Raw genomic sequence first — 21,436 nt, forward strand, 5'->3', positions numbered from 1 at the left:
CGACGATTTTACCAGCATTTCACTGTGAATTTATACAGAGTTATTGCAGAGGATTATAGCAATGCTGTCAGGGAAGCCAACTGCGAAATCTCAATATGTGGCAATAACCGGCTATCTTGGGCGGTCATCAGACTTTGTTGACGATCGTTAATCCAGCATGCTTGCATGCCACAACGTAGCGAACCGGCGACATCAGTGGTCAAATCATCGCCGACATGCAAAATATGTTTCAACGGAATATCCAGATGATTAGCCGCTTTATGGTACATATCACGGAAAGGCTTGGCGCGGCCATGAGGGCCTGAGCGCAACACAAACTGGAAATAACCGTCCAGACCACACGCTTTGGGATCGGCATTGCCATTGGTGATCGCCACCAATGGGTAATGTTGAGCCAGCGCACTGAGTGTGTCATGCGTGGCCGGCGGCACATAGATGCGGCTACGCCATACGGCAAAATTTTCCATGGCGGCATCAGCACCACATTGCGCTTCTGATTTGCTCAGGCCATGGCGAATTAGCCCCAGCTCAATAGCATGCCAGCGCCACTGAGTGACATCGTGGTAAATATCGGGATCTTGCGCCAGTAATTCACTGCGAAAACGTTGAAAATCTGCAGCTTGCAACTGTGCCAAGTTGGGATGGTACTGCTGTAAAAATGCCACAGATTCTTGTTCTGTACGGGTAATGACTGGCCGATTGTCGTACAGGGTGTCATCCAAATCGAAAGTAATGGCAGAAATCTGCTCAAGTGGACGATAAAAATGCATCAAGATTTGCCTCGTTTGGCCCGTGGATGAGCAGCATCATACACTGTTGCCAGATGTTGAAAGTCAAGATGGGTATAAATTTGTGTGGTCGTCAGATTGGCATGGCCGAGCAACTCTTGTACCGCGCGTAGGTCACCGCTGGATTCCAACATGTGAGTGGCAAAAGAATGGCGCAGTTTATGAGGATGAATATGGCTGCTGACTCCTTGCTTTACACCCCACTCTGCAAAGCGTTTCTGCACATTCCTTGCTGAAATTCGTTTACCGGTATTTGCTAAAAAAATGGCGTCATCTTGCGGTTCAAACAGTTCACGCAGCGCTAACCAATGCTCTAACCAAGTAACGGCTGTCTTGCCTATTGGGACTTTACGCTCTTTACTGCCCTTACCCATCACCCAGACTTCGCCACTGGCTAAGTCCACATGCTTACAGTTCATGCCAACCAGTTCAGATAAACGCAAGCCCGCGCCATACATCACCTCCAACATGGCCCTATCACGCACGGCCAGCGGATCATTAAGATCGATATCCAGCAGTTTATCGACTTCATCAACATCAATATTTTTTGGCAGATGGCGGCCAGAGCGCGGGGTACTGACGCCTTTCGCCGGGTTGGCTTGCAATACCCCCTGACTGACTAACCAATCAAGGAAACTGCGTAACGCCGAGAGCCGTAAAGCGAGGCTGGATGAGTGCAAACCCGCACGTTTACTGCGAGAAACCAGTGAACGAACTTGAGCGGCATCCAGCGTTTGCCAATGCGCCAGACCCATTTGCTCGCCTATGTCCATCAGTGCCTGTAGCTGACGCCGATAGCTGATGATGGTGAGAGGGCTGAGTTGTCGCTCTACTTTTAGATAACGCAGAAAAGCCTCTACCTGCGGAGCAAGCGAGGCACTGAATTCGGTCATACCGGTTCTATCCAACGCTCCAGCAGGCTTGGCAATAGCGTCGATAACTGATTTAGCATCACGGTGCCCATGCCTTGCTGATAATGCTGTGTATCGCGGCTGCTGAAGATAATAACCCCCAGATCGCCATCTTTACCTAACAATGACAACGCCGCTGACCCGACTAGCTTGGCTTGAGGCAATAACAGCAACAGTTCTGGCCCGTTTAGGCTCCCCAAATAGTGGCGCTCGTTACCTAACCGCTGGATGCGCATTGGCTCAAAAGCGTGGCGTGACAGACCTAAATGCGTGAAATCAGATGGCGCACCGATTTGCCAGCGGTCAGTGAACAACCGGACATTGGCACCGGCCAGCCCGAAATCTCTCGCCCAGCGCTGCAAGCGGTTGAGCATATCTTGCAAGCTACTGGCGGCGGCAAGGTTGCCTTGCAGTTGCAGTAAGCGGTTGAATAACACTTCATTCAGCCCCGCCTGCTCCATCAATAAAGTGATCTCTTCTTCCAACTGGCTTATCTGGTTACGCTGACGCCCCAGTTGCCACTCCACCAGCGAGACCGTGCCTCTCACCGGATGAGGGATATGCATCTGTTCGACCAAACGCGCGTTGCGAATAAAGAAGTCGGGATTTTGCAATAAATACTGCATAACAGCATCGTCATCTAGCTCGATGCCTGCTAGCGCCTGCTCCTCATAACTTTTCATGTAACACCCGTCATACATCACCACTCGTTATAAATGGATAAACCCGTCGTAAACATGGGTGGCAGGCCCGGTCATATACAGTGGATGGCCCGGCCCTTTCCAACTGATTTGTAAACTGCCACCAGGTAATTCGACATGAACATCTTCACCTAATAATTCTTGTTGGATCCCAACAGCAACCGCTGCACAGGCCCCACTGCCACAGGCCTGAGTTTCACCAGCACCGCGTTCATACACACGCAAACGGATATGTTCCCGGCTCACGACCTGCATAAAACCGATATTCGCCCGCTCAGGGAAACGCTCATGGCTTTCTAATACTGGGCCTAGCAACGCAACATTGGCAACCGAAACGTCATCGACCTGCATCACACAATGGGGATTGCCCATCGATACGACACCACAGAGCACCGTGTGTTCCGCTGCACGTAAAATGTACGTTTTCTCCGCTTTTGCCGCACGGAAAGGGACTGTCTGCGGGTCAAAATTAGGTTCACCCATATTGACACAGACTAGCTCGTCTTCAGTGACACTCAATATCATACGGCCCGTTTGGGTACTCACACTGATATCGCGCTTATTGGTCAATCCTTTCAATCTGACAAAACGGGCAAAGCAACGTGCGCCATTGCCGCACTGAGCAACTTCGCTGCCATCGGCATTAAAAATACGGTAGTGAAAGTCCAGTTCAGGATCGTAAGGTGGCTCAACCACCAACATCTGATCAAAGCCCACGCCAGTGTGCCGGTCTGCTAATCGGCGGATCAACTCCGGCGAAAAGTAAACATTTTGGGTAACTGCATCGACAACCATAAAGTCGTTGCCAAGACCGTGCATTTTGGAGAACTGCATTTCATACTCCGCTGACTTTCATTTACCTGCTAAATTTTCGGTACTGGCTAAATTCGGTACTGACTTCATCTGGCTGCGATAAGGATAATCACTGAGGCCCGGCGATGCTCTGGGTCTGAGAATTTTGCTGATTACGCTCAATGTTGCCACTATCTTGCTGGGTCGTTTCTACTTTTGGCTTATCTGATGGTGGGAAGTATAACGGACCTTTCAAACCACAGCCGGAGAGCGCAAACACCATCATTGCCGTTAACAGCCAACGTAATTTATTTTTCATTTTTAACGCCTGTAACCTGTTTTGATATCAATAAACCGTTTTGACGCGGATATTCGTATTAATGCCTGTAATTTTTGCGTCTAAGGTCTCTATAATCGCAGGTGGATCATGAAAAGCAATAGGAATTGAATATGAACGACAGCGAGTTTCATCAGTTAGCCGATCAATTGATGCTTTGCATTGAAGAGACACTAGATGGTTTTACCGGCGATAGTGATATCGATTATGAAACCAATGGTGGGGTGATGACTCTGACTTTCGACAATGGCAGCAAGATTGTTATCAATCGCCAAGAGCCATTACATCAGGTATGGCTGGCAACAAAAGCAGGCGGTTATCATTTTGATTTCCGCGATGGGCATTGGTATTGCTCACGCAGTGGCGAAGAGTTTTTCAGCAAGTTATCTGAAGCAGCCACCGCCCAAGCGGGTGAAGAGATTCGTTTCGACGAATAACACCAAAGACACAGCTCAATCCCCCACGACCTCAAGGACGCAGGGGATTTAATGTAGCTGGAACTGCTGCGGTTGTGCAGGCGCATTCATTTCTTTATCAACAATATGCAGATGTGACAGCGTATTGCTGCGGAAAGGAATCACCTGAGTCCGGCCATCTAACTGCACAATTTGGTAGAATTGCGGCAGATTGAAGTTGATAAAACTGGAGCCGTAGGTAAAGCGATCATGGGAAGATGAATAGAAACGGCTAACATCCCGCACCAACTCCTCTTTACTGCCTTCGCAATGGTGATAAACCTCAACGCGGTTCGTCTCATCAAGAATATAAATATTAAAACCTTTTTCATCTGCAGTGCCTTCGAAGAAGAACTGAATAATCCCTTCACTGGCAAAGCCGTCCACCACTGGCGGCAGATGAATTTGATCCGTTTCAACCTGAATAGATAACCCATGCAGCTTGTTATTGGAAATCGCGCCATAGAATTCGACGGCATTCTCCAGTTTCTGAACCGAGACACTCAGGCGCTCAAAGAACAGCCCCCATGTCTGACCCGAAACACGCACGGCTTTAAAGCGGCCCGGTTCCTGACGAGTACTCGACAGCCGCAATTCAATACATTCAGAGACCAACTGCTGGATACGGGTGCGAATCAAGCCACGTAAATGTTGGCTGTAACAGAACACATCCACCGATTCTGGTGGAGCCGCATCCTGATGCATTTTGCCTAAAATCGTTTTCAGTGCTTCCAATACCGCTTGCTCACCACTGAAATGCAGCGTACGCACTTCATTCCATGAGTTGCGGTATAGCAAATCTATACTGCCAACCAGACACTGTTGCTGCTCGCCAAAGCTGAAGACATCCAGTTTGCGGAAATCAAAATGGACCACCTGATTGCGGAAGGCTGCAGTTGGATCGTTTTCCAGATTGACAATAATGGCCAAATGGCGAATTTCGCACGGACTGTATAAGGCTTTTGGTGTCGGTGCAGGTAAGCGTAACGGGAAGTGATGAGAAATATCAGTCACCAGTTCCTGTAGCTTTACGGTATCGCACAGATTGGCACTTTTAATATGCAGCCGAGTCTTGCTGGTCAACAAACCGTTGAAATAGGCCCATGACACCAGTTTGTTCAGATAACGGTTATATTCCAGCGGCTGGTGGCTGACGATAGCCTCCATAGAAGGGGCCTGATTATACAAATACCAGCCTGGACGGTTGGCTCGGCCCGCTGGCACATGAATAAAAGTCAGGTGCTCTTCGGAAAGATCCGGTGAAATCTGCGGGTTAACCAGTGTCACTTTACCCGGTAACGCTTCAAATGCCGCATACAGTTTACGGGTCAATACCCCAATATCCTGCGGACTGGCGCTAACACTCAAGTTATTACGGCGCGCAAAGCGAATCAAATTGCGATAGCTTTGCATCATTGCATCTAATAACTCGTTATGCGCTTCACGCACACGTTCAATCTTCCAGTTCGCGCGGTTATCCAACACGGCCAAATTCTCGTCACTCCATCCCCACTCGCTGACCAGTTGACTAAGAATTTCACGCCGCCACCCCACGCTCGCTGGAGTACGGGATAATTTCTCACACACTTTCAGATAGAAACAACGGCGCACCAAGTTCAACCGGGTTGTGTCGTTGATCTGGGTAAGATAACGGGTAACGCGATCGAGCATCATGCAGTAAGCATCTAGACCAAACGCCACGATTTCACCGGCATGCAGACGCTGCTTGATTTCCATCGCTAACAATTGAGAGTTTGGGTACTCCCAAGAGTAGGCTTCGAGCAATACAGTTTTCAATACCGCCTTATAAGGCGAATCGATACTCTTGTACAACTGCCACAAACTGGCACCGAAATACTCTTCGGCTGACAGGGTGCTCAAACCACCCAGATCCAGCCACTCATTCGGTGTTAATACGCCCTGCGCATAGAGCGACAGCACGTAATCATCGTAATTATCTTCTTCTTCAACGGGCACCATATTCCACAGAATACGTTTTCCCGCTAGGCGAACCGCACTACGGTAAAATTCATCCAGCAATAGAATATGTTGGGTTGAACCACAATCTTCACCGCCCAGACTGCCGCTGGCATTGTGACGAAAACGGTTTTCATCTATTAAGAAGAAGCTGACCTCAACACCCATCGATGCAGCCCATTTTTCCAACAGGCTACATTTTTTTTGCAAGCGGTTACGCTCTTCTGAATCCAGCCAGGCTTGGTGACATACCCAGATGTCCAGATCGGATGTATGGCACTGACCAATAGATGAAGTGCTCCCCATAGAGTAAACGCCGGTAATTGGCAGTTCGCCACCGACACTTTGCTCTAAAGGCTGACCCCATTTGGCTTCAACTTCAGATAGATAATCTTGCTGCGTTTCATTAGGCGTGAAAAGGCAGATGCCATGGGGAACGTTACCATCAAGGTAACCCGGCATCAGTGGGTGATGACAATGTAGTAGGGTCGGTAGCAGACTGTAGACTTTTTGGAAGGCTGGCCCCATCGCCGCCAAAGCGCGATCGACTCGTAATTGGTTGATCGCATCCAGTCGCTGTTTCAGTGTCTCGATGTAGAGGTACAAGACGTCTCGCCTGATTGTTCCGGTGCTTAGAAAGAAACCCGCGTTCCAGGTTCGTTTATTGTTTATTTGGCCTTCATCGAAACAACAATGTACTTTTTGTTGAAATGACCAAAAAACATTTTGTTTGAAGAATATTTAACGAATTATTGCTGGAAACGTGATCAATCTAACACCTTGCCGATTGACCGTAAAGAAAGTAAAGCTATCCCAACAATTATAATGCCTATCTCTAGCCAAAGTCATCGACGTTGTTGTGCGGTCACAAGCTAAGGTATAAACCGCTTATCTCGTCGTACATTTGTTACACTAGCTGCTTTCTTATGCACTTAACCGCCCTGCTCTTGTGGCTACTGCACTGACACTCTTCATCGGTCAATGGTAGGATGGGCCATAAAATATAAAACGGTAACAAGCAATGTTAGACAAAATTATTCGAATTGCTACGCGACAAAGCCCACTTGCCCTGTGGCAAGCACATTATGTTCAACATTTACTGCAAGCTAATCATCCCGGCTTGCAAGTCGAATTAGTTCCGATGGTAACCCGCGGGGATATCATTCTAGACACACCGCTAGCGAAAGTAGGCGGTAAAGGCTTGTTCGTTAAGGAGTTAGAGTTGGCCTTATTAGAAGGCCGGGCAGATATTGCTGTGCATTCTATGAAAGATGTCCCTATTGCCTTCCCTGAAGGGCTGGGTTTGGTCACTATTTGTGAGCGCGATGATCCGCGCGATGCTTTCGTTTCACCACATTACGCACATTTGGATGACCTGCCCGCAGGTAGCATTGTCGGGACGTCAAGCCTGCGCCGCCAGTGTCAATTGCGTGAACGTCGCCCGGACCTGATTGTCCGCGATTTGCGAGGTAACGTCGGTACTCGTCTTGCCAAGCTGGATAACGGTGATTATCACGCGATTATTTTGGCTGTTGCTGGACTCAAACGTCTCGGGCTGGAGACTCGTATTCGCTATGCAATGCCGGCGGAAGAATCATTACCCGCGGTTGGTCAAGGTGCCGTCGGTATCGAATGCCGTCTGGATGATGATTTTACTCGTCAATTGCTCATCCCGCTAAATCATCGCGAGACCGAGTTAAGGGTTTGTGCAGAACGCGCCATGAATACACGCCTTGAAGGCGGTTGTCAGGTGCCCATCGGCAGCTATGCCGAATTGGCAGGCGATACATTGTGGCTTCGTGCATTGGTGGGCGCACCAGACGGTAGTGAGATTATTCGCGGCGAACGCCGAGGGCCGGCTGAAAATGCAGAACAAATGGGTATTGAGCTGGCTGATGAACTCCTGTCGCGAGGCGCGCGAGAAATACTGGCTGAAGTTTATCAGGACAACGCACCACTATGACGATTCTGGTTACCCGCCCATCCCCTTCTGGAGAGCAGTTAGTCAGCCGCCTGCGTGCGCTGGGCCGGGTTGCCTATCATGCACCGTTGATTGATTTCTCACCCGGAGATGACCTGTTCAAGTTACCTGAGTTGCTGCAAGAAATGCAGGCGGGTGACTTGGTTTTTGCGTTATCTCAGAACGCGGTGCGCTACGCTAACTCGCTGTTAAAAAGAAATAACCTGTCATGGCCCGCACAGTTATCTTATTATGCTATTGGCCGTAGCACGGCATTAGCACTGCATACTGCCAGCCGCTTGCACGTGACTTTCCCCCCCACAGGGGAAACCAGCGAGATGCTGCTGTCATTGCCCGACCTGCAAAAGCTGTCGGGTAAAAAAGTAGTGCTATTGCGCGGTAATGGCGGGCGAGAACTTCTCGGTGAAACTCTTGTAGAACGAGGAGCCACAGTCACTTTTTGTGAGTGTTATCAACGTAGCCCTATTTTTTATGATGGCAGTGAACAAAGTGCGCATTGGCAACGCTCTGGGATTGATATTCTGGTCGTCACCAGCGGCGAAATGTTACAACAGATCTATACTTTAGTTCCTGATTACTATCGTTCTTCTTGGTTACTACGTTGCCGCTTGGTCGTGGTGAGCGATCGTTTGGCCGCCTTAGCGGCTCAAATGGGCTGGAGTGATATCCGGATAGCAGAGAATGCTGATAATGACGCACTGATCCGCGCGCTACAAGAATTTCAATAAACCTGAAACCTGACTATGGGATGCCCAATATGACGGAACAAAATACCCCATCCGCACCAGTGGAAGAGACAACCACCGCGGCTGAGAGGCACCAACAGCCAGCACCAGAAGTTCGCCGGGAGAAACGAACCGGTCCAATTCTGGGTGCCATTGCTATTGCACTGGCTATCGCGCTCGGTGCTGGGCTTTATTATCACGGACACCAGCAGGCCCAGTTACAAGATGCGGCGAATATCGCGCTGCAAGAGCAGTTGGCTGAACTTAAACAGAGCCAATTGCAGGAAAAACAGCAACTTGAATCATTATTGCAACAGCAAGGCAAAGCGCTGGAAGCCGCTGACCGCCAACAGACGTCACTGACTCGCCAACTTAATGAGTTGCAAGAGAAAGTTGCGACCATATCTGGCAGTGATGCCAAGACTTGGTTACTGGCACAAGCTGATTTTCTGGTGAAAATGGCAGGGCGTAAACTGTGGAGCGATCAAGATGTCACTACCGCTGCCACCTTACTGAAAAGTGCCGACGCCAGTCTGGCTGATATGAATGACCCTAGTCTTATTGAGGTTCGTCGCGCGTTGACCGAAGACATCAGCGCCCTTTCTGCGGTCAGTCAGGTTGATTTTGACGGTATCATCCTCAAACTGAACCAACTGTCCAATCAGGTGGATAATCTGCGCCTGGCTGATAACAATATTGATGACTCACCCATGGATGCCAATAGCGATGAATTATCCAGTTCGTTATCTGAATGGCGCCAAAATCTGAGCAAGAGCTGGCACAGTTTTATCTCTGATTTCATTACGATTCGCCGCCGTGATAGTAGTGCGGAGCCTCTGTTGGCACCAAATCAGGATGTTTACTTGCGTGAAAATATCCGCTCACGTCTACTGGTTGCCGCTCAAGCAGTACCACGCCATCAGGATGAAGTGTACAAACAGTCACTGGAGACCATCTCCACTTGGGTTCGTGCTTACTTTGATGTGAATGATCCGAATACCAAGGCATTTCTGGATGAACTGGAGAGTTTGAGTCAGCAATCCATCTCAATGGACGTACCTGATCAATTGAAGAGCCAGCCAATGCTGGAAAAATTGATGCAAACTCGGGTTCGTAACCTACTGGCACAAACGCCAGCTGCCACTCAGGGGGAATAAGTATGCTACGCGTATTATTGTTATTCCTCATTTTGACTGCAGGTATCGTACTTGGCCCCATGTTGGCTGGGCATCAAGGTTATGTATTGATCCAAACCGACAACTATAACGTCGAAACCAGTGTCACCGGTTTGGTCATTATGTTGGTATTGATACTGGTCGCTTTCCTGATAATTGAATGGATATTGCGCCGCATTTTTCGTACCGGCGCACGCACCCGTGGTTGGTTTATGGGCCGCAAACGCACCCGTGCGCGTAAACAAACCAAGGCTGCCTTGATCAAACTGGCTGAGGGTGATTTCAAGCAGGTTGAGAAATTACTGACCCGCAATGCTGATCATGCTGAACAACCGATGGTGAACTATCTGCTGGCGGCAGAAGCAGCCCAGCAGCGTGGTGATGAATTCCGCACCAACCAATATCTTGAACGGGCAGCAGAAGTGGCCGACACTGAGCAATTGCCAGTAGATATTACCCGAGTGCGTATCCAATTAGCACAAGGGCACATTCATGCTGCTCGTCATGGGGTTGATCGTCTATTAGATCAAGCGCCACGCCATCCTGAAGTCCTGCGTCTGGCCGAGCTGGCTTACTTGCGCTCTGGCGCTTATAGCTCATTGTTGGAAATTCTCCCCGCGATGAGCAAAGTTCAGGTACATACCCAGGATGAGATCGCCGCACTGGAGCAGCAAGCCTACATTGGCATTATGAATCAATGTATGGCTGAAGAAGGTAGCGAAGGTCTAAAACGCTGGTGGAAAGATCAAAGTCGTAAAGTGCGTAATGAGATCCCACTGCAAGTCGCCTTGGCAGAGCATTTAATTGAATGTGATGATCATGAAGTGGCCCAGCAAATTATTTTGGACAGTCTAAAGCGTCAGTACGATGAACGCTTAGTGCTATTGATCCCGCGCTTACAATCGGGAAATCCAGATCCATTAGAGAAATCATTGCGCCAGCAAATCAAACAGCATGGTGCAACTCCGTTACTCAACAGCACCTTAGGTCAGCTCATGCTAAAACATGGTGAGTGGGAGAAAGCCAGTGAAGCCTTCAAAGCTGCGCTGGCACAGCGGCCAGACGGATATGATTATGCATGGCTGGCTGATGCATTGGATAAACTACACCGCCCTGAGGATGCCGCACAGGCTCGTCGCGAAGGGTTATTGCTGACGCTGAAGCAGAACGGTGAATCTCTTTGATTGCTAACCTGCGTTGAGCAGCCTAGGGCACTCCGGCGGCTTACGCCGGCACGTATCCCCTTGGTTCAACTTAAACTGCAACATAAAGGCTCCTTCGGGGGCCTTTATGTTATTTATTTTTTGCAAAAAAAAACGCTTGCCGATAGGGGCAAGCGTCTAAAATTTTCAGGTCTACAGACAACAATGTCGGTGCCTCACTCAACGTTATGCCCGGTATGTGATGAAGATATACAACATCGTTTACATGGACAATAGGCACCCTAAAATCGGCTCTGCATCATCCCTGGGTTTATGAAGCACAATTGGCGATAAAACCAGGCAGTCATAATAAGTGGGATGAGCATCTACATAAGAGATATTGCACTTAGCGTGCCAAATCGTGCAATGGATTGTCATTTCATTCAATTATTAATTTAATTACATGATAAATAATGGTTTTATTTTTACATCCCCCTATATCCTTATCCTATTCACCTACAGCACTCAGATATATATCGTCAGAGTGATCTGTCGCTACAAAACGACGCTATAAACGAACGTTAATTTTATTAATAATTATCAAATAGTTATATGTCACCTTTCAGAGACAATGCATTCGCCTTTTGTCGCAAAAAGCCAACACCCATACTCTGGCCGAATAATTCCCAATTCTGCTCCCGCCATTTGGCGAATTTGATCAAAGAGTGCCAATAAGAGTTTCAGAGGCATAAGGAAAGGTAATTGCAAAGGGCGAGTAGCCACTCATCAGGCTGAAGCTTAAGGTGGGATATGACGTAAGAATTGAGGCAAGACAGATAAAATACAGACGAAAAAAAACCCCGCATTGCGGGGTTTCTTCGAAATTGGTCGGCGAGAGAGGATTCGAACCTCCGACCCACTGGTCCCAAACCAGTTGCGCTACCAAGCTGCGCTACTCGCCGATTTCTTACTGCTCACTCTACATGGTCTTTCGACCTATGTCCATGTAAATCTTAATAAAATCTACACGTTTTGTGTGGTGCGAAGGGAGGGACTTGAACCCTCACGTCCGTAAGGACACTAACACCTGAAGCTAGCGCGTCTACCAATTCCGCCACCATCGCATGTTCCACAAAATTTGGGGTGGCTAATGGGACTCGAACCCACGACAACTGGAATCACAATCCAGGGCTCTACCAACTGAGCTATAGCCACCATCACTTCATACAGCTTACTTCGTCCTACGCGGCAATCTTACCACCGCAGCTCTTGCACACAAAATTAATGGTGCGCCCGACAGGATTCGAACCTGAGACCTCTGCCTCCGGAGGGCAGCGCTCTATCCAGCTGAGCTACGGGCGCTTAGCGCCGTTGCGGGTGGGGATACTACGGTTTTAATGCTTGGCTGTCTAGTGCTTTTTTAGAAGAAATGATGCGTTTGCTTACGCTTTGCTCACTCTGCCACAAAAGTCAGCGCTTAATAGCCCCCACTCCGCCTTGTTCGCTGGTTTTATAGGCGTTTCACTTCGGCTGGCGTCTTTTTATGCATACCCAAGCCAAAATAGCACACGGTGACCAATCCAAGGAAAATCATCCCCACGAATAAAGATAAGCGAGTATCCGGGTTGATCCCCATCCCCACCAACACACAAATCAGGAAAGCGATAGTGAGGTAGTTTACATACGGGAACATGATGGATTTGAAAGGATGCTGCTTCAATGCTTCTTTATGCACCTGACGAAAACGCAGCTGGCTCACCAACACCACAAACCACGGCACCATACCCGGTAATACGCTGGCACTATAAACGTACACGAATACCTGCTGTGGATTGGGGATGATGTAATTGAGGCTAGAGCCCACCATCAAGCACAAAATCGTAACGGCAATACAATACACCGGAACACCACTGGCAGACAATTTGGTCAGGCAAGCAGGGAGCTGACGGTTTTTCGCTAAGGCATATAACATGCGCCCACCACTGTACATGCCGCTATTACAACCCGACAGCGCAGCGGTAAGCACCACAAAGTTGATAATGCCCGCCGCTGAAATGATACCTATCTTGGCAAAGGTCAGGACAAACGGACTGCCCGTCGTACCAATGCCATCCCACGGGAAGATAGTCACGATGACGAAAATAGCCCCAACATAGAAGATCAGAATACGCCATAAAATGTTATTGATAGCGCGCTTTAGCGTGACCTGAGGATTTCGAGCTTCACCCGCCGTAATGCCCACCAGTTCAACGCCCTGATAAGAGGCCACCACAATACACAGCGCAAACATAAAACCTTTCCAACCCCCAGCAAAAAAGCCGCCGTGAGCTGTCAGGTTATCAAAACCAATAGGCTGGCCATGATTACCAAAGCCAAAGAAGATGACGCCCAGCCCTACCAGAATCATCACAATGATGGTTGTCACTTTGATCATCGCAAACCAGAACTCCAGTTCGCCATATAATCTGACTGCGGCCAGATTCGCCAGCGCCACAATGGCTACTCCGGCAATAGCCGGCAACCATTGGGGAATCTCCGGGAACCAGAATTGGACATACACGCCAATAGCGGTAATTTCAGATATCCCCACCGCTATCCACATAAACCAATAGCCCCAAGCGGTCAGATAGCCGAAATAGGGGCTAAGATATTTATGCGCATATACAGCAAAAGAACCGGCAACCGGCTCCAGATACAGCATTTCGCCCATTGCCCGCATAATAAAAAATACAAACAAACCTGCAATAATATATGCCAGTAATACTGACGGCCCTGCCCACTTTAAGGTACTGGCAGAACCCATAAATAGCCCAACACCAATTGTCCCGCCTAATGCTATTAGCTCGATATGCCGGGCTTCCAGCCCACGGTGTAATCCTTTTTTCTCTTCGTTCCCTGCCATATATCCTCTATCAACTTACTGGTGTATGTCTGTTCCGGATTCCGGTTGTTTTTTTATGAATAAAACATGGTGATGAAAAAAATAAAGGCTGAATTTAAGTATTCAGCCTAATCATTAATACATTAGTGGATGCAAGCTAAAGAATAGGGAAACAGCCCACCACAAAACTCCGTTTTTGGGTGATGATTACAGACGTCCGCTGTAATAGTAACCAACAAACTTGAGCAACTTGAATTGGCGACGAATACGGCTTGGTTGCGCCAGTAAGCGATAAAGCCACTCCAGCCCCATGTTCTGCCATATTTTAGGCGCACGTTTGACATGCCCGGTAAAGACGTCGTAAGTGCCGCCAACACCCATATACAACGCATTAGGATGGACTTTACGACAATCACGCATAAACATTTCCTGTTTTGGCGACCCCATCGCTACCGTCACTATCGCCGCGCCACTGGCGGCAATCCGAGCAAACAAAGCTTCGCGCTGATCCGGCGTGAAATAGCCGTCCTGACTCCCCACTAGGTTAACATTCCATTGCGCACGCAACTTGGCCTCGGTTTCAGCTAACACCTCGGGCTTGCCACCGACTAAAAATACGGGTGTCCCTTGTTGGCCCGCACGCTGCATCAATGCTTCCCACAGATCAGCACCCGCAACCCTTGAAATTTTCGCTTGCGGATATTTCCGGCGAATGGCGCGCACCATACTGATCCCATCGGCATACAGATATTCGGCCTCACAGATCAATTCACGCAATGCAGCATCATCTTCGGCTTTCATCAGCTTTTCGGCGTTCATTGCAACCAATGTGCCCGTCTTCACTGGGCCGCTACTCAGCAGATGATCCAGCGTCTGAGTCATGTCACGAAAACCCCAAATCTCGAAGCCACGGACAGTGTATTTTGGAATGGCGATATCTTTAGAAATAACAGTATTTTTGGGAGTAGCAGTATTCTGTTCCATTACGATCCTTACGGTTGGCTGCCCGCTTGCGGCGCAGATAGACCCTTAGGCTTACCAGCTCGACGCTGTACCCGTTGTGTTATCAAGCCCGCGGTGTCAAACAGCCAATACAACAATTTCGCCAGTACCAGGCAGGCCCCAAAAATCACGCAGAAAAATACCACGCGTGAAACAAAGGAGTCCAACCCCTCGCGCGCCAGTACGATGATGTTAAATACCGCGCCAAAACAGAAACTTTGCAAAATAGCCGCTTTGTAGCGATTACTTTCTGCTTTGCCTTGTTCGTACAACCAATCGAACCATTTAATGATTAACCCCACCACGATGGCCCCGAGTGGGATAAACAGCACCCCGCCCATCACCACCAAAGATCCAATCAGCGTTGGCGAGATAGCAAGCCCGGAGTGGTTATCCAGCACATCCCACGTAAAGTAATTGGCCGTATTGAGAACCAAGTCAGGGCGAGCAGGCCACAAAGAGCTAGGAATAAAGACATAAAAATCACGGATAATCGGTGCCAATCCCTGAAAATCTATTTTGTCGTAATTTTGCAGCAGCAACCCCAGATTTTCCCATGGTGAGAATGTGTCTCGCGTCAGGTAAAGGAAGGTATAAAACGCCTCTGCGCCGTTAACATCCAGACCATAGCGTTTCAGGGCCAGCCAGAACATGCCCACAATCCCAAAGACGCCCGCGGCCGCCAACATCCACAGAGTTATCCAACCGCGCACAATACCAATAAACAGGAATAATGAGAACGCGATGATGATATTCGCGCGAGTCCCGCCGACGATAACGTAGGTTAGGATGCCAAACGCCACGGTACTGGCCAGAAAGAAAAACCAAGCCCGCATATCCTGTTTTAGGAAATAGACCACTAACATGGCGGGAATGAAGAAGTAGAAAAAGCGCTTCAGTGCCACACCAGAGACATCACTGGAGAAAATTTTACTGTAAGAATCTAGCTTAAATAGCAGAAAACCATTCTGCATGAAGAAGATACCGACAGTACCAATAGCCACCAGCGCTAATAATACCCAAGTCAGGTTAGTTTCCACCCGATTCATCGTGAAGATGGGAGCTCGTGGCTGGCTACGCGGCTTACTCAAGCGAGTTTTATAACTCACATAGTAAATACCATAGAATGCCGTGGCTGACAGTATGGCATAGAGTAGATACTCAACCGGCACGATCCCGACCCCAAACTGAAACACCAACATGCAGGTGAGTGGGAAGCCAAAATAGAACGTCAATAAATAGAGCATTGAAAACAGCACGTTGAAATTAAAGCGAACGCGCCGAAACTCCTGATACGTTAGCGTCAGGATAAAAATCACTGCTATCAGATAGACACAGAAAAGACCACCAAACTGCCCCAGCGTCATGGGTGTTCTCCTGCGGCAAGTGCCAGCGCCTGCTGCCAGCCCTCAATATAATTGGGGTTAAAGAACGCAATATTGTGTTTATCTAACCCAGCTAATTGACGCTGTGCTTCACGAATCAATGGCTCATCCAATGAATCACCATAGAAAAGTACCGGAATATGCTGTTCGGCCAAGTCTTGCCAGAATGGATTCTTCCGGCTTAAAACAAAAGGCACACCAAATTGGGTTAACAGGCACAAGGTGCCAATACCTTGCTGGCGATTAAAAATAAAGTAGCCTAAATCGCATTCACGCAAGATATTCAGATAGTCATCAAATGGAATTTGTTCTGTCAGAATACGTAGATTCTCTGGCGCAAATAGCGCCAAGCCGGCCTGCCTAACCTGCTCAATATAGAGCTGATTATTCGCAGGATACCCCATTGGCAAAATCACTCGGACATCAGGGCCAAATTGCTCATGAATAGATTTGAGTGCTTCGATATGGCGGTTGGTGGTGTCTCCAGAGTTCCCGACCAAAATCGTCATTGGCCCAGCAAGCGGTTTTTCGATGTGAATGCCTGTTAAGGCTGGGTCCATTCGGGTTGGAAAATAGAGCAATGATGCGGGTACTCGAGGGTGCCGCTGCTGGAAATGAATTAAATCGCCACGGGTGGCAAAGACATGGCCGACTCGCCCCTGAGCGATGCGGCGCAGCAGATAAAACAGGCGGAATTTCCAGTTTTTAGCATCTTCATATAAGTCAGCGCCCCAAACATGCCAATAGACTTGATGGCGCTTGATTTTTCCGCTCAGTAAAGCCAGCCACAACGTGGCATTAAATTGCCCATGCCAGAAAAACCGCGTGCTGCGATCTGCCTGCGCGCGAGCAATAACCGCCTCAGCCAACGTTTTTTTATTGCTGTGCGTCTCGATATCCAATTGAGGGAATGCCGAAAAAGCCGTCGTCTCTTTTGCCGCCACCATAAAATGCCGCACCTGCTCTGCTGGCACACGAGTGGCCAGCACGTCATTAAAGAAGCGCAGCACAGTCAGATTATGGTGCGGGATATCAGATCCCAGTACATGAATCAGGGTTGTCATTTTTTTCTACTGTAAAGAGTGTTTACGGTGATGAATGTCTACGATACATAAGGAATACGCAGCTACAGAGCGCGAAATAGACGATATAGGTGGCCATATAGGCCTGTGCCGCCCCCAAAGAGCCATTCATTGGAATTAACCAATGGGCAAACCCGGTTAACAGTAAAAACTGGCTGACTTCCGTCAGAATGTAAAAGCGTAAAGAGGCTTTGGCGATTACCAAATAACCAAACACATATGACCCGACTTTCAACACATCGCCCACGAGCTGCCAAGCAAAAAGGTCACGCATGGCCGTAAACTGGTGAGAGAACAGCAACCAGATAGCGAAATCACGTAACAACCAGACTATCAGGCTGGCGGTCGCCACTGCTGGTAAGACAAACTTCAGTGAGCGCAGGATTTCACGCGAAATCGCCGCTTTCTCTTTCAGTCTCGACAGCGTGGGCAGCAAATAGACGGTAAATGATGCTGTGATAAATTGTAGATAAGCATCTGAAATACTGCTCACCCCTTGCCAGATCCCCACCGCATCCCAACCATAGCGGTCAGCCAGTAAGTTACGCATCATCACATAAGCGACCGGTAGGGTCACCGAAGTAATCAACGCCATAATGGTAAACTTACCCAAATGGCTTGCCAACGCTTTATCCCAGCTAAGTTTAAGATAACTTAAGGGAATAGTCTTGCGCCGAATAAGCATTGCCCCCGCTGGGATAACCACCAGCGCAGGAACCAATGCCAACCCCACTAAGGCTCCGGGATAGCCCCCAATCTGGAAGCAAATATAGTACGCCACCACACCGATCAGGCTACCGCCAATCACGGCCAGCGCATTCCCCATGGCATCGCGATAACCTTTAAGGATAGCCAAAAACAGGTTGGCGTAAGCTATTCCCATCTGGATAAGCGCGACTGCGCGCACCACATTCTGGTAATCACTATGACCGAATAACGCAATACTAACGGGCTTTGCCGCCAACAGGAAAATCAATGCCAGCAACGTTGAGAACCCCAGAACAATCGCTGATGAGGTTCCTAAAACAGCCCGAAGACGTTCAGGTTGCTGATGGTATTCAGCAACATATTTAGTAATACCGTTGAAGATACCCGCGCCGGAGAGCACGCCTAATACCGTAATTAGCTGGCGAAAGTTACCCGCCTGCCCAACACCACTAGGGCCAAAGGTCACCGCCAGCAGTTTAACCACTAACAGCCCTACGCCAATCTTAATCAGCGTAGAGCCAGCAGTCCAAATCGATGCTTTTGCCAGAGACATATCAGGCGAAGAAACTGAGAACAGTATTAATAACCGTGCTCTGATTAACATCAGTCAGGTTGTAGAAGATTGGCAAGCGAACCAGGCGTTCACTTTCCTTAGTAGTAAAACGGTCTTCGCCATCCATACGGCCAAATTCCTCACCTGCCGGACAAGCATGCAACGGAATATAATGGAACACCGCCATGATCTCAGCTTCTTTTAAGTAGCTGATGAACGCCGAACGCTCTTCGATATCACGCAGTTTGATGTAAAACATATGCGCGTTCTGTGCCAGATTGTCAGGAATAACAGGTAAATCAATGCGCCCAGCCTCAGCCAAGGGTTTGAAAGCATCATAATAGTTATGCCACAACGCCAGACGGCGTTTATTGATTTGTTCTGCCGCTTCCAACTGGCCCCACAGATAAGCTGCCTGTAAGTCAGACATCAAATAGCTGGAGCCGATATCGCGCCACGTATACTTATCAACCTGACCACGGAAGAACTGGCTACGGTTGGTGCCTTTTTCACGGATGATTTCTGCGCGGTCAATCAGTGACGGGTCATTGATTAGTGTTGCACCGCCCTCACCACCCGCGGTGTAGTTTTTGGTTTCATGAAAACTAAAGCAACCGATATGGCCGATAGTCCCCAACGCTTTGCCTTTGTAAGTCGACATTACGCCTTGAGCTGCATCTTCGACCACAAACAAATTATGCTTTTGCGCCAACGCCATAATAGTGTCCATCTCACAAGCCACACCGGCATAGTGGACTGGCACGATAGCTCTGGTTTTGTCAGTGATCGCCGCTTCAATTTTGGTTTCATCAATGTTCATAGTATCTGGACGAATATCAACAAACACCATTTTCGCACCGCGCAGCACAAAGGCATTGGCAGTCGAGACGAAAGTAAAGCTTGGCATAATCACTTCATCACCAGGCTTGATATCCAGCAGCAATGCGGCCATTTCCAGTGATGCAGTACAAGACGGGGTCAGTAACACTTTCGGGCACTCAAAGTGCTTCTCCATCCACTGCTGACAGCGACGGGTAAACCCACCATCGCCGCATAATTTGCCGCTGGTGATTGCTGCTTGCATATAACCCAGTTCAGTGCCGACTACCGGTGGAGCGTTAAATGGAATCATCTCATCCCCTGCATAACCAATACGCGGTGCTTTCAATCGAAGCACCACTGCGAATATAAAGACGTAAAGCAGCAATATTGCTCATTTGTGTGGCCACCCGTAACCGGTGTAATCCATGACTCTGGCACCACTGCTTTGCCGCCGACATTAATGATAAACCGATGCCTTTACCCTGTGCATTAGGGAATACAGCCAACAAGCCAATGCGCGCGCTACCCTCGTGCAAATCACGGAGTGTGACAAACCCCGCAGGTTGCCCCGACGAATCCATCACCAACAGACATTGATGGTCGAATGTGCCCAGCACCGCTTTTTCAGCCCATAAAGCATAAAATCGCCCACTGTCTTGTGGGTCATACCATGGGGCACGAAAGCGGCTCAATGCAAAGGCATTAGCAGCAACACTGCGTAACAGTGGGATATCTGCTATGGCAGCGACCCGCTGTTGATAAGTTCCAACATCGGCCCTAACTGAAGCATTTTCCATGCCAACCGCGTCGTCTACTGACAGCGCCAGATCAATCTCCCCTTCGACGAGCTTAAAACCAAGCAGTCCAAGGGAATCAATAAGATCAAGACGATGGGTAGGGACTTTGGCTTGGACAAGGGTAAAAGCATCCAACTCAGCCGGATTAACTTGCGGGGCTGAGTCGGAGAAAATTAGTTTTGCGCTTGGTCGCTGGAAAAATTCACTTTCCCAGTCCAGTGGCTCAATACTGGCGTGGACGGGCATGGAGCAAGTCCAATAGATATTTGCCATAACCGGTTTTAGCCAACGCAGTGGCCGCACGTTTTACGCCATCGTCATCCAGCCAGCCATTACGCCATGAGATCTCTTCCAGACAAGCAATTTTGAAACCTTGCCGTTTTTCAACGGTTTGTACAAAAGTACTGGCTTCAATCAAGCTGTCATGAGTGCCGGTATCCAACCAAGCAAAACCGCGGCCTAACAATTCAACGGTTAGCTCACCGCGCTCTAAATACATCTGGTTAATACTGGTAATTTCCAGTTCACCACGAGAAGATGGCTTAACTTTCTTAGCAAAATCAACAACTTGATTGTCATAGAAATAAAGCCCAGTCACTGCCCAATTAGACTTAGGCTGACTTGGTTTCTCTTCAATAGATAACGCGCGGAAGTTGTCATCAAACTCCACCACGCCAAAGCGCTCTGGATCCATGACTTGATAGCCAAAGACAGTTGCCCCCTTCTGACGCGCAGCAACGGCTTTCAGTTTCGGACTAAAGCCCTGACCGAAGTAAATGTTATCGCCAAGCACCAAGCAACAAGGCTCATGACCAATAAACTCTTCACCGATGATAAATGCTTGTGCCAGCCCATCCGGACTGGGCTGCGCGGCATAACTCAGCTTGATACCAAACTCATCACCATTGCCCAACAGACGCTGGAATGACGGCAAATCTTCTGGGGTAGAGATAATCAGGATATCGCGGATCCCTGCCAGCATCAGCACGGACAGCGGATAATAAATCATCGGTTTATCATAAACGGGAAGCAGTTGCTTAGAGACACCACGGGTGATGGGGTGCAACCTTGTGCCGGAGCCACCAGCCAGAATTATGCCTTTCATACTTACTCCTGAAACCATCAAGCAAGACGCCATTAATATCAATCAATAGCGCCGTCCTGATGATGAATCGATTTTTTAGCCTATGGCGGGGTGCCCTACAATAGGCAAGAGACTACT

The 21,436-nt window shown here is 48.7% G+C and carries 19 protein-coding genes and 4 tRNA genes; 5 read left to right on the forward strand and 18 right to left on the reverse strand.

What is annotated here, in order from left to right:
• Positions 1 to 53 precede the first annotated feature (53 nt).
• The 5 genes from yigB to ACIOG0_RS20790 form a co-directional block, all read right to left on the reverse strand.
• Positions 54 to 770 carry a 5-amino-6-(5-phospho-D-ribitylamino)uracil phosphatase YigB gene (gene yigB / locus ACIOG0_RS20770; protein WP_050100960.1) on the reverse strand — a complete coding sequence of 239 codons (717 nt, stop codon included), beginning with the start codon at positions 768 to 770 and terminating at the stop codon, positions 54 to 56.
• Positions 770 to 1,681 carry a tyrosine recombinase XerC gene (gene xerC / locus ACIOG0_RS20775; protein WP_050100959.1) on the reverse strand — a complete coding sequence of 304 codons (912 nt, stop codon included), beginning with the start codon at positions 1,679 to 1,681 and terminating at the stop codon, positions 770 to 772. The genes yigB and xerC overlap by 1 nt, the downstream gene beginning before the upstream one ends.
• Positions 1,678 to 2,382 carry a DUF484 domain-containing protein gene (locus ACIOG0_RS20780; RefSeq protein WP_050100958.1) on the reverse strand — a complete coding sequence of 235 codons (705 nt, stop codon included), beginning with the start codon at positions 2,380 to 2,382 and terminating at the stop codon, positions 1,678 to 1,680. Before ACIOG0_RS20780 ends, xerC begins: the two co-directional genes overlap by 4 nt.
• A 27-nt stretch (positions 2,383 to 2,409) precedes the next feature.
• Complete coding sequence (dapF, locus tag ACIOG0_RS20785; protein WP_050100957.1) at positions 2,410 to 3,234, reverse strand: diaminopimelate epimerase; 825 nt, start codon at positions 3,232 to 3,234, stop codon at positions 2,410 to 2,412.
• Positions 3,235 to 3,322: 88 nt separating this feature from the next.
• Entirely contained in the window at positions 3,323 to 3,511 is a 189-nt protein-coding gene (locus ACIOG0_RS20790) for an LPS translocon maturation chaperone LptM (RefSeq protein WP_050140307.1), read from the reverse strand.
• Positions 3,512 to 3,642: 131 nt separating this feature from the next.
• On the opposite strand from ACIOG0_RS20790, the gene cyaY reads away from it, so the two are divergent.
• Positions 3,643 to 3,966 carry an iron donor protein CyaY gene (cyaY, locus tag ACIOG0_RS20795; RefSeq protein ID WP_050100955.1) on the forward strand — a complete coding sequence of 108 codons (324 nt, stop codon included), beginning with the start codon at positions 3,643 to 3,645 and terminating at the stop codon, positions 3,964 to 3,966.
• A gap of 48 nt (positions 3,967 to 4,014) precedes the next feature.
• Here the strand turns inward: cyaY and ACIOG0_RS20800 are convergent, their stop codons facing one another.
• Positions 4,015 to 6,567 (reverse strand): class I adenylate cyclase, encoded by a 2,553-nt coding sequence (locus ACIOG0_RS20800; protein WP_050100954.1) that lies wholly within the window; start codon positions 6,565 to 6,567, stop codon positions 4,015 to 4,017.
• A 415-nt stretch (positions 6,568 to 6,982) separates the two neighbouring features.
• On the opposite strand from ACIOG0_RS20800, the gene hemC reads away from it, so the two are divergent.
• From hemC to hemY, 4 genes are read left to right on the forward strand one after another with little or no spacing between them, the layout of a single operon-like run.
• Entirely contained in the window at positions 6,983 to 7,924 is a 942-nt protein-coding gene (gene hemC / locus ACIOG0_RS20805) for a hydroxymethylbilane synthase (RefSeq protein ID WP_050140306.1), read from the forward strand.
• Entirely contained in the window at positions 7,921 to 8,670 is a 750-nt protein-coding gene (hemD, locus tag ACIOG0_RS20810) for a uroporphyrinogen-III synthase (RefSeq protein ID WP_128451659.1), read from the forward strand. The genes hemC and hemD overlap by 4 nt, the downstream gene beginning before the upstream one ends.
• A 29-nt stretch (positions 8,671 to 8,699) precedes the next feature.
• Positions 8,700 to 9,824, forward strand: coding sequence for a uroporphyrinogen-III C-methyltransferase (gene hemX, locus ACIOG0_RS20815; protein WP_050100951.1), 1,125 nt, complete (start codon positions 8,700 to 8,702; stop codon positions 9,822 to 9,824).
• A gap of 2 nt (positions 9,825 to 9,826) precedes the next feature.
• Complete coding sequence (gene hemY, locus ACIOG0_RS20820; protein WP_050100950.1) at positions 9,827 to 11,026, forward strand: protoheme IX biogenesis protein HemY; 1,200 nt, start codon at positions 9,827 to 9,829, stop codon at positions 11,024 to 11,026.
• A gap of 843 nt (positions 11,027 to 11,869) precedes the next feature.
• On the opposite strand, the gene ACIOG0_RS20825 is transcribed toward hemY, so the two are convergent.
• From ACIOG0_RS20825 to rfbA, 12 genes are all read right to left on the reverse strand, one after another.
• A tRNA-Pro gene (locus ACIOG0_RS20825) sits at positions 11,870 to 11,946 on the reverse strand.
• A gap of 75 nt (positions 11,947 to 12,021) precedes the next feature.
• Positions 12,022 to 12,108 (reverse strand) — tRNA-Leu (locus tag ACIOG0_RS20830).
• A gap of 15 nt (positions 12,109 to 12,123) precedes the next feature.
• Positions 12,124 to 12,199: transfer RNA gene (locus ACIOG0_RS20835), tRNA-His, on the reverse strand.
• Between the two features lie 70 nt (positions 12,200 to 12,269).
• Positions 12,270 to 12,346: transfer RNA gene (locus ACIOG0_RS20840), tRNA-Arg, on the reverse strand.
• A 148-nt stretch (positions 12,347 to 12,494) separates the two neighbouring features.
• Entirely contained in the window at positions 12,495 to 13,886 is a 1,392-nt protein-coding gene (locus ACIOG0_RS20845; protein ID WP_050100949.1) for a bifunctional threonine/serine APC transporter ThrP, read from the reverse strand.
• Between the two features lie 186 nt (positions 13,887 to 14,072).
• Positions 14,073 to 14,849, reverse strand: coding sequence for a lipopolysaccharide N-acetylmannosaminouronosyltransferase (gene wecG / locus ACIOG0_RS20850; protein ID WP_050100948.1), 777 nt, complete (start codon positions 14,847 to 14,849; stop codon positions 14,073 to 14,075).
• 8 nt (positions 14,850 to 14,857) lie between these two features.
• Positions 14,858 to 16,234, reverse strand: coding sequence for an ECA oligosaccharide polymerase (wzyE, locus tag ACIOG0_RS20855; RefSeq protein WP_050100947.1), 1,377 nt, complete (start codon positions 16,232 to 16,234; stop codon positions 14,858 to 14,860).
• Complete coding sequence (locus tag ACIOG0_RS20860) at positions 16,231 to 17,316, reverse strand: TDP-N-acetylfucosamine:lipid II N-acetylfucosaminyltransferase (RefSeq protein ID WP_050100946.1); 1,086 nt, start codon at positions 17,314 to 17,316, stop codon at positions 16,231 to 16,233. Before ACIOG0_RS20860 ends, wzyE begins: the two co-directional genes overlap by 4 nt.
• A gap of 22 nt (positions 17,317 to 17,338) precedes the next feature.
• The gene (gene wzxE, locus ACIOG0_RS20865) at positions 17,339 to 18,595 is read right to left on the reverse strand and encodes a lipid III flippase WzxE (RefSeq protein ID WP_050100945.1); all 1,257 of its coding nucleotides are present in this window, start codon (positions 18,593 to 18,595) and stop codon (positions 17,339 to 17,341) included.
• Position 18,596: 1 nt separating this feature from the next.
• Entirely contained in the window at positions 18,597 to 19,727 is a 1,131-nt protein-coding gene (gene rffA, locus ACIOG0_RS20870) for a dTDP-4-amino-4,6-dideoxygalactose transaminase (protein WP_050100944.1), read from the reverse strand.
• A 1-nt stretch (position 19,728) separates the two neighbouring features.
• Positions 19,729 to 20,460 carry a dTDP-4-amino-4,6-dideoxy-D-galactose acyltransferase gene (gene rffC, locus ACIOG0_RS20875; RefSeq protein WP_128451675.1) on the reverse strand — a complete coding sequence of 244 codons (732 nt, stop codon included), beginning with the start codon at positions 20,458 to 20,460 and terminating at the stop codon, positions 19,729 to 19,731.
• On the reverse strand, positions 20,438 to 21,319 hold the full coding sequence (gene rfbA / locus ACIOG0_RS20880; RefSeq protein WP_128451660.1) for a glucose-1-phosphate thymidylyltransferase RfbA: 882 nt from the start codon (positions 21,317 to 21,319) through the stop codon (positions 20,438 to 20,440). The genes rffC and rfbA overlap by 23 nt, the downstream gene beginning before the upstream one ends.
• Positions 21,320 to 21,436 lie beyond the last annotated feature (117 nt).

This window comes from Yersinia vastinensis (genome assembly GCF_044905075.1).
GTDB lineage: Bacteria > Pseudomonadota > Gammaproteobacteria > Enterobacterales > Enterobacteriaceae > Yersinia > Yersinia vastinensis.

Bases quoted from the DNA above. Each gene is read 5' to 3' on its own strand.
- yigB (WP_050100960.1), bottom strand. From the start codon at position 770: ATGCATTTTTATCGTCCACTTGAGCAGATTTCTGCCATTACTTTCGAT.
- xerC (WP_050100959.1), bottom strand. From the start codon at position 1,681: ATGACCGAATTCAGTGCCTCGCTTGCTCCGCAGGTAGAGGCTTTTCTG.
- ACIOG0_RS20780 (WP_050100958.1), bottom strand. From the start codon at position 2,382: ATGAAAAGTTATGAGGAGCAGGCGCTAGCAGGCATCGAGCTAGATGAC.
- dapF (WP_050100957.1), bottom strand. From the start codon at position 3,234: ATGCAGTTCTCCAAAATGCACGGTCTTGGCAACGACTTTATGGTTGTC.
- ACIOG0_RS20790 (WP_050140307.1), bottom strand. From the start codon at position 3,511: ATGAAAAATAAATTACGTTGGCTGTTAACGGCAATGATGGTGTTTGCG.
- cyaY (WP_050100955.1), top strand. From the start codon at position 3,643: ATGAACGACAGCGAGTTTCATCAGTTAGCCGATCAATTGATGCTTTGC.
- hemC (WP_050140306.1), top strand. From the start codon at position 6,983: ATGTTAGACAAAATTATTCGAATTGCTACGCGACAAAGCCCACTTGCC.
- hemD (WP_128451659.1), top strand. From the start codon at position 7,921: ATGACGATTCTGGTTACCCGCCCATCCCCTTCTGGAGAGCAGTTAGTC.
- hemX (WP_050100951.1), top strand. From the start codon at position 8,700: ATGACGGAACAAAATACCCCATCCGCACCAGTGGAAGAGACAACCACC.
- hemY (WP_050100950.1), top strand. From the start codon at position 9,827: ATGCTACGCGTATTATTGTTATTCCTCATTTTGACTGCAGGTATCGTA.
- ACIOG0_RS20845 (WP_050100949.1), bottom strand. From the start codon at position 13,886: ATGGCAGGGAACGAAGAGAAAAAAGGATTACACCGTGGGCTGGAAGCC.
- wecG (WP_050100948.1), bottom strand. From the start codon at position 14,849: ATGGAACAGAATACTGCTACTCCCAAAAATACTGTTATTTCTAAAGAT.
- wzyE (WP_050100947.1), bottom strand. From the start codon at position 16,234: ATGACGCTGGGGCAGTTTGGTGGTCTTTTCTGTGTCTATCTGATAGCA.
- ACIOG0_RS20860 (WP_050100946.1), bottom strand. From the start codon at position 17,316: ATGACAACCCTGATTCATGTACTGGGATCTGATATCCCGCACCATAAT.
- wzxE (WP_050100945.1), bottom strand. From the start codon at position 18,595: ATGTCTCTGGCAAAAGCATCGATTTGGACTGCTGGCTCTACGCTGATT.
- rffA (WP_050100944.1), bottom strand. From the start codon at position 19,727: ATGATTCCATTTAACGCTCCACCGGTAGTCGGCACTGAACTGGGTTAT.
- rffC (WP_128451675.1), bottom strand. From the start codon at position 20,460: ATGCCCGTCCACGCCAGTATTGAGCCACTGGACTGGGAAAGTGAATTT.
- rfbA (WP_128451660.1), bottom strand. From the start codon at position 21,319: ATGAAAGGCATAATTCTGGCTGGTGGCTCCGGCACAAGGTTGCACCCC.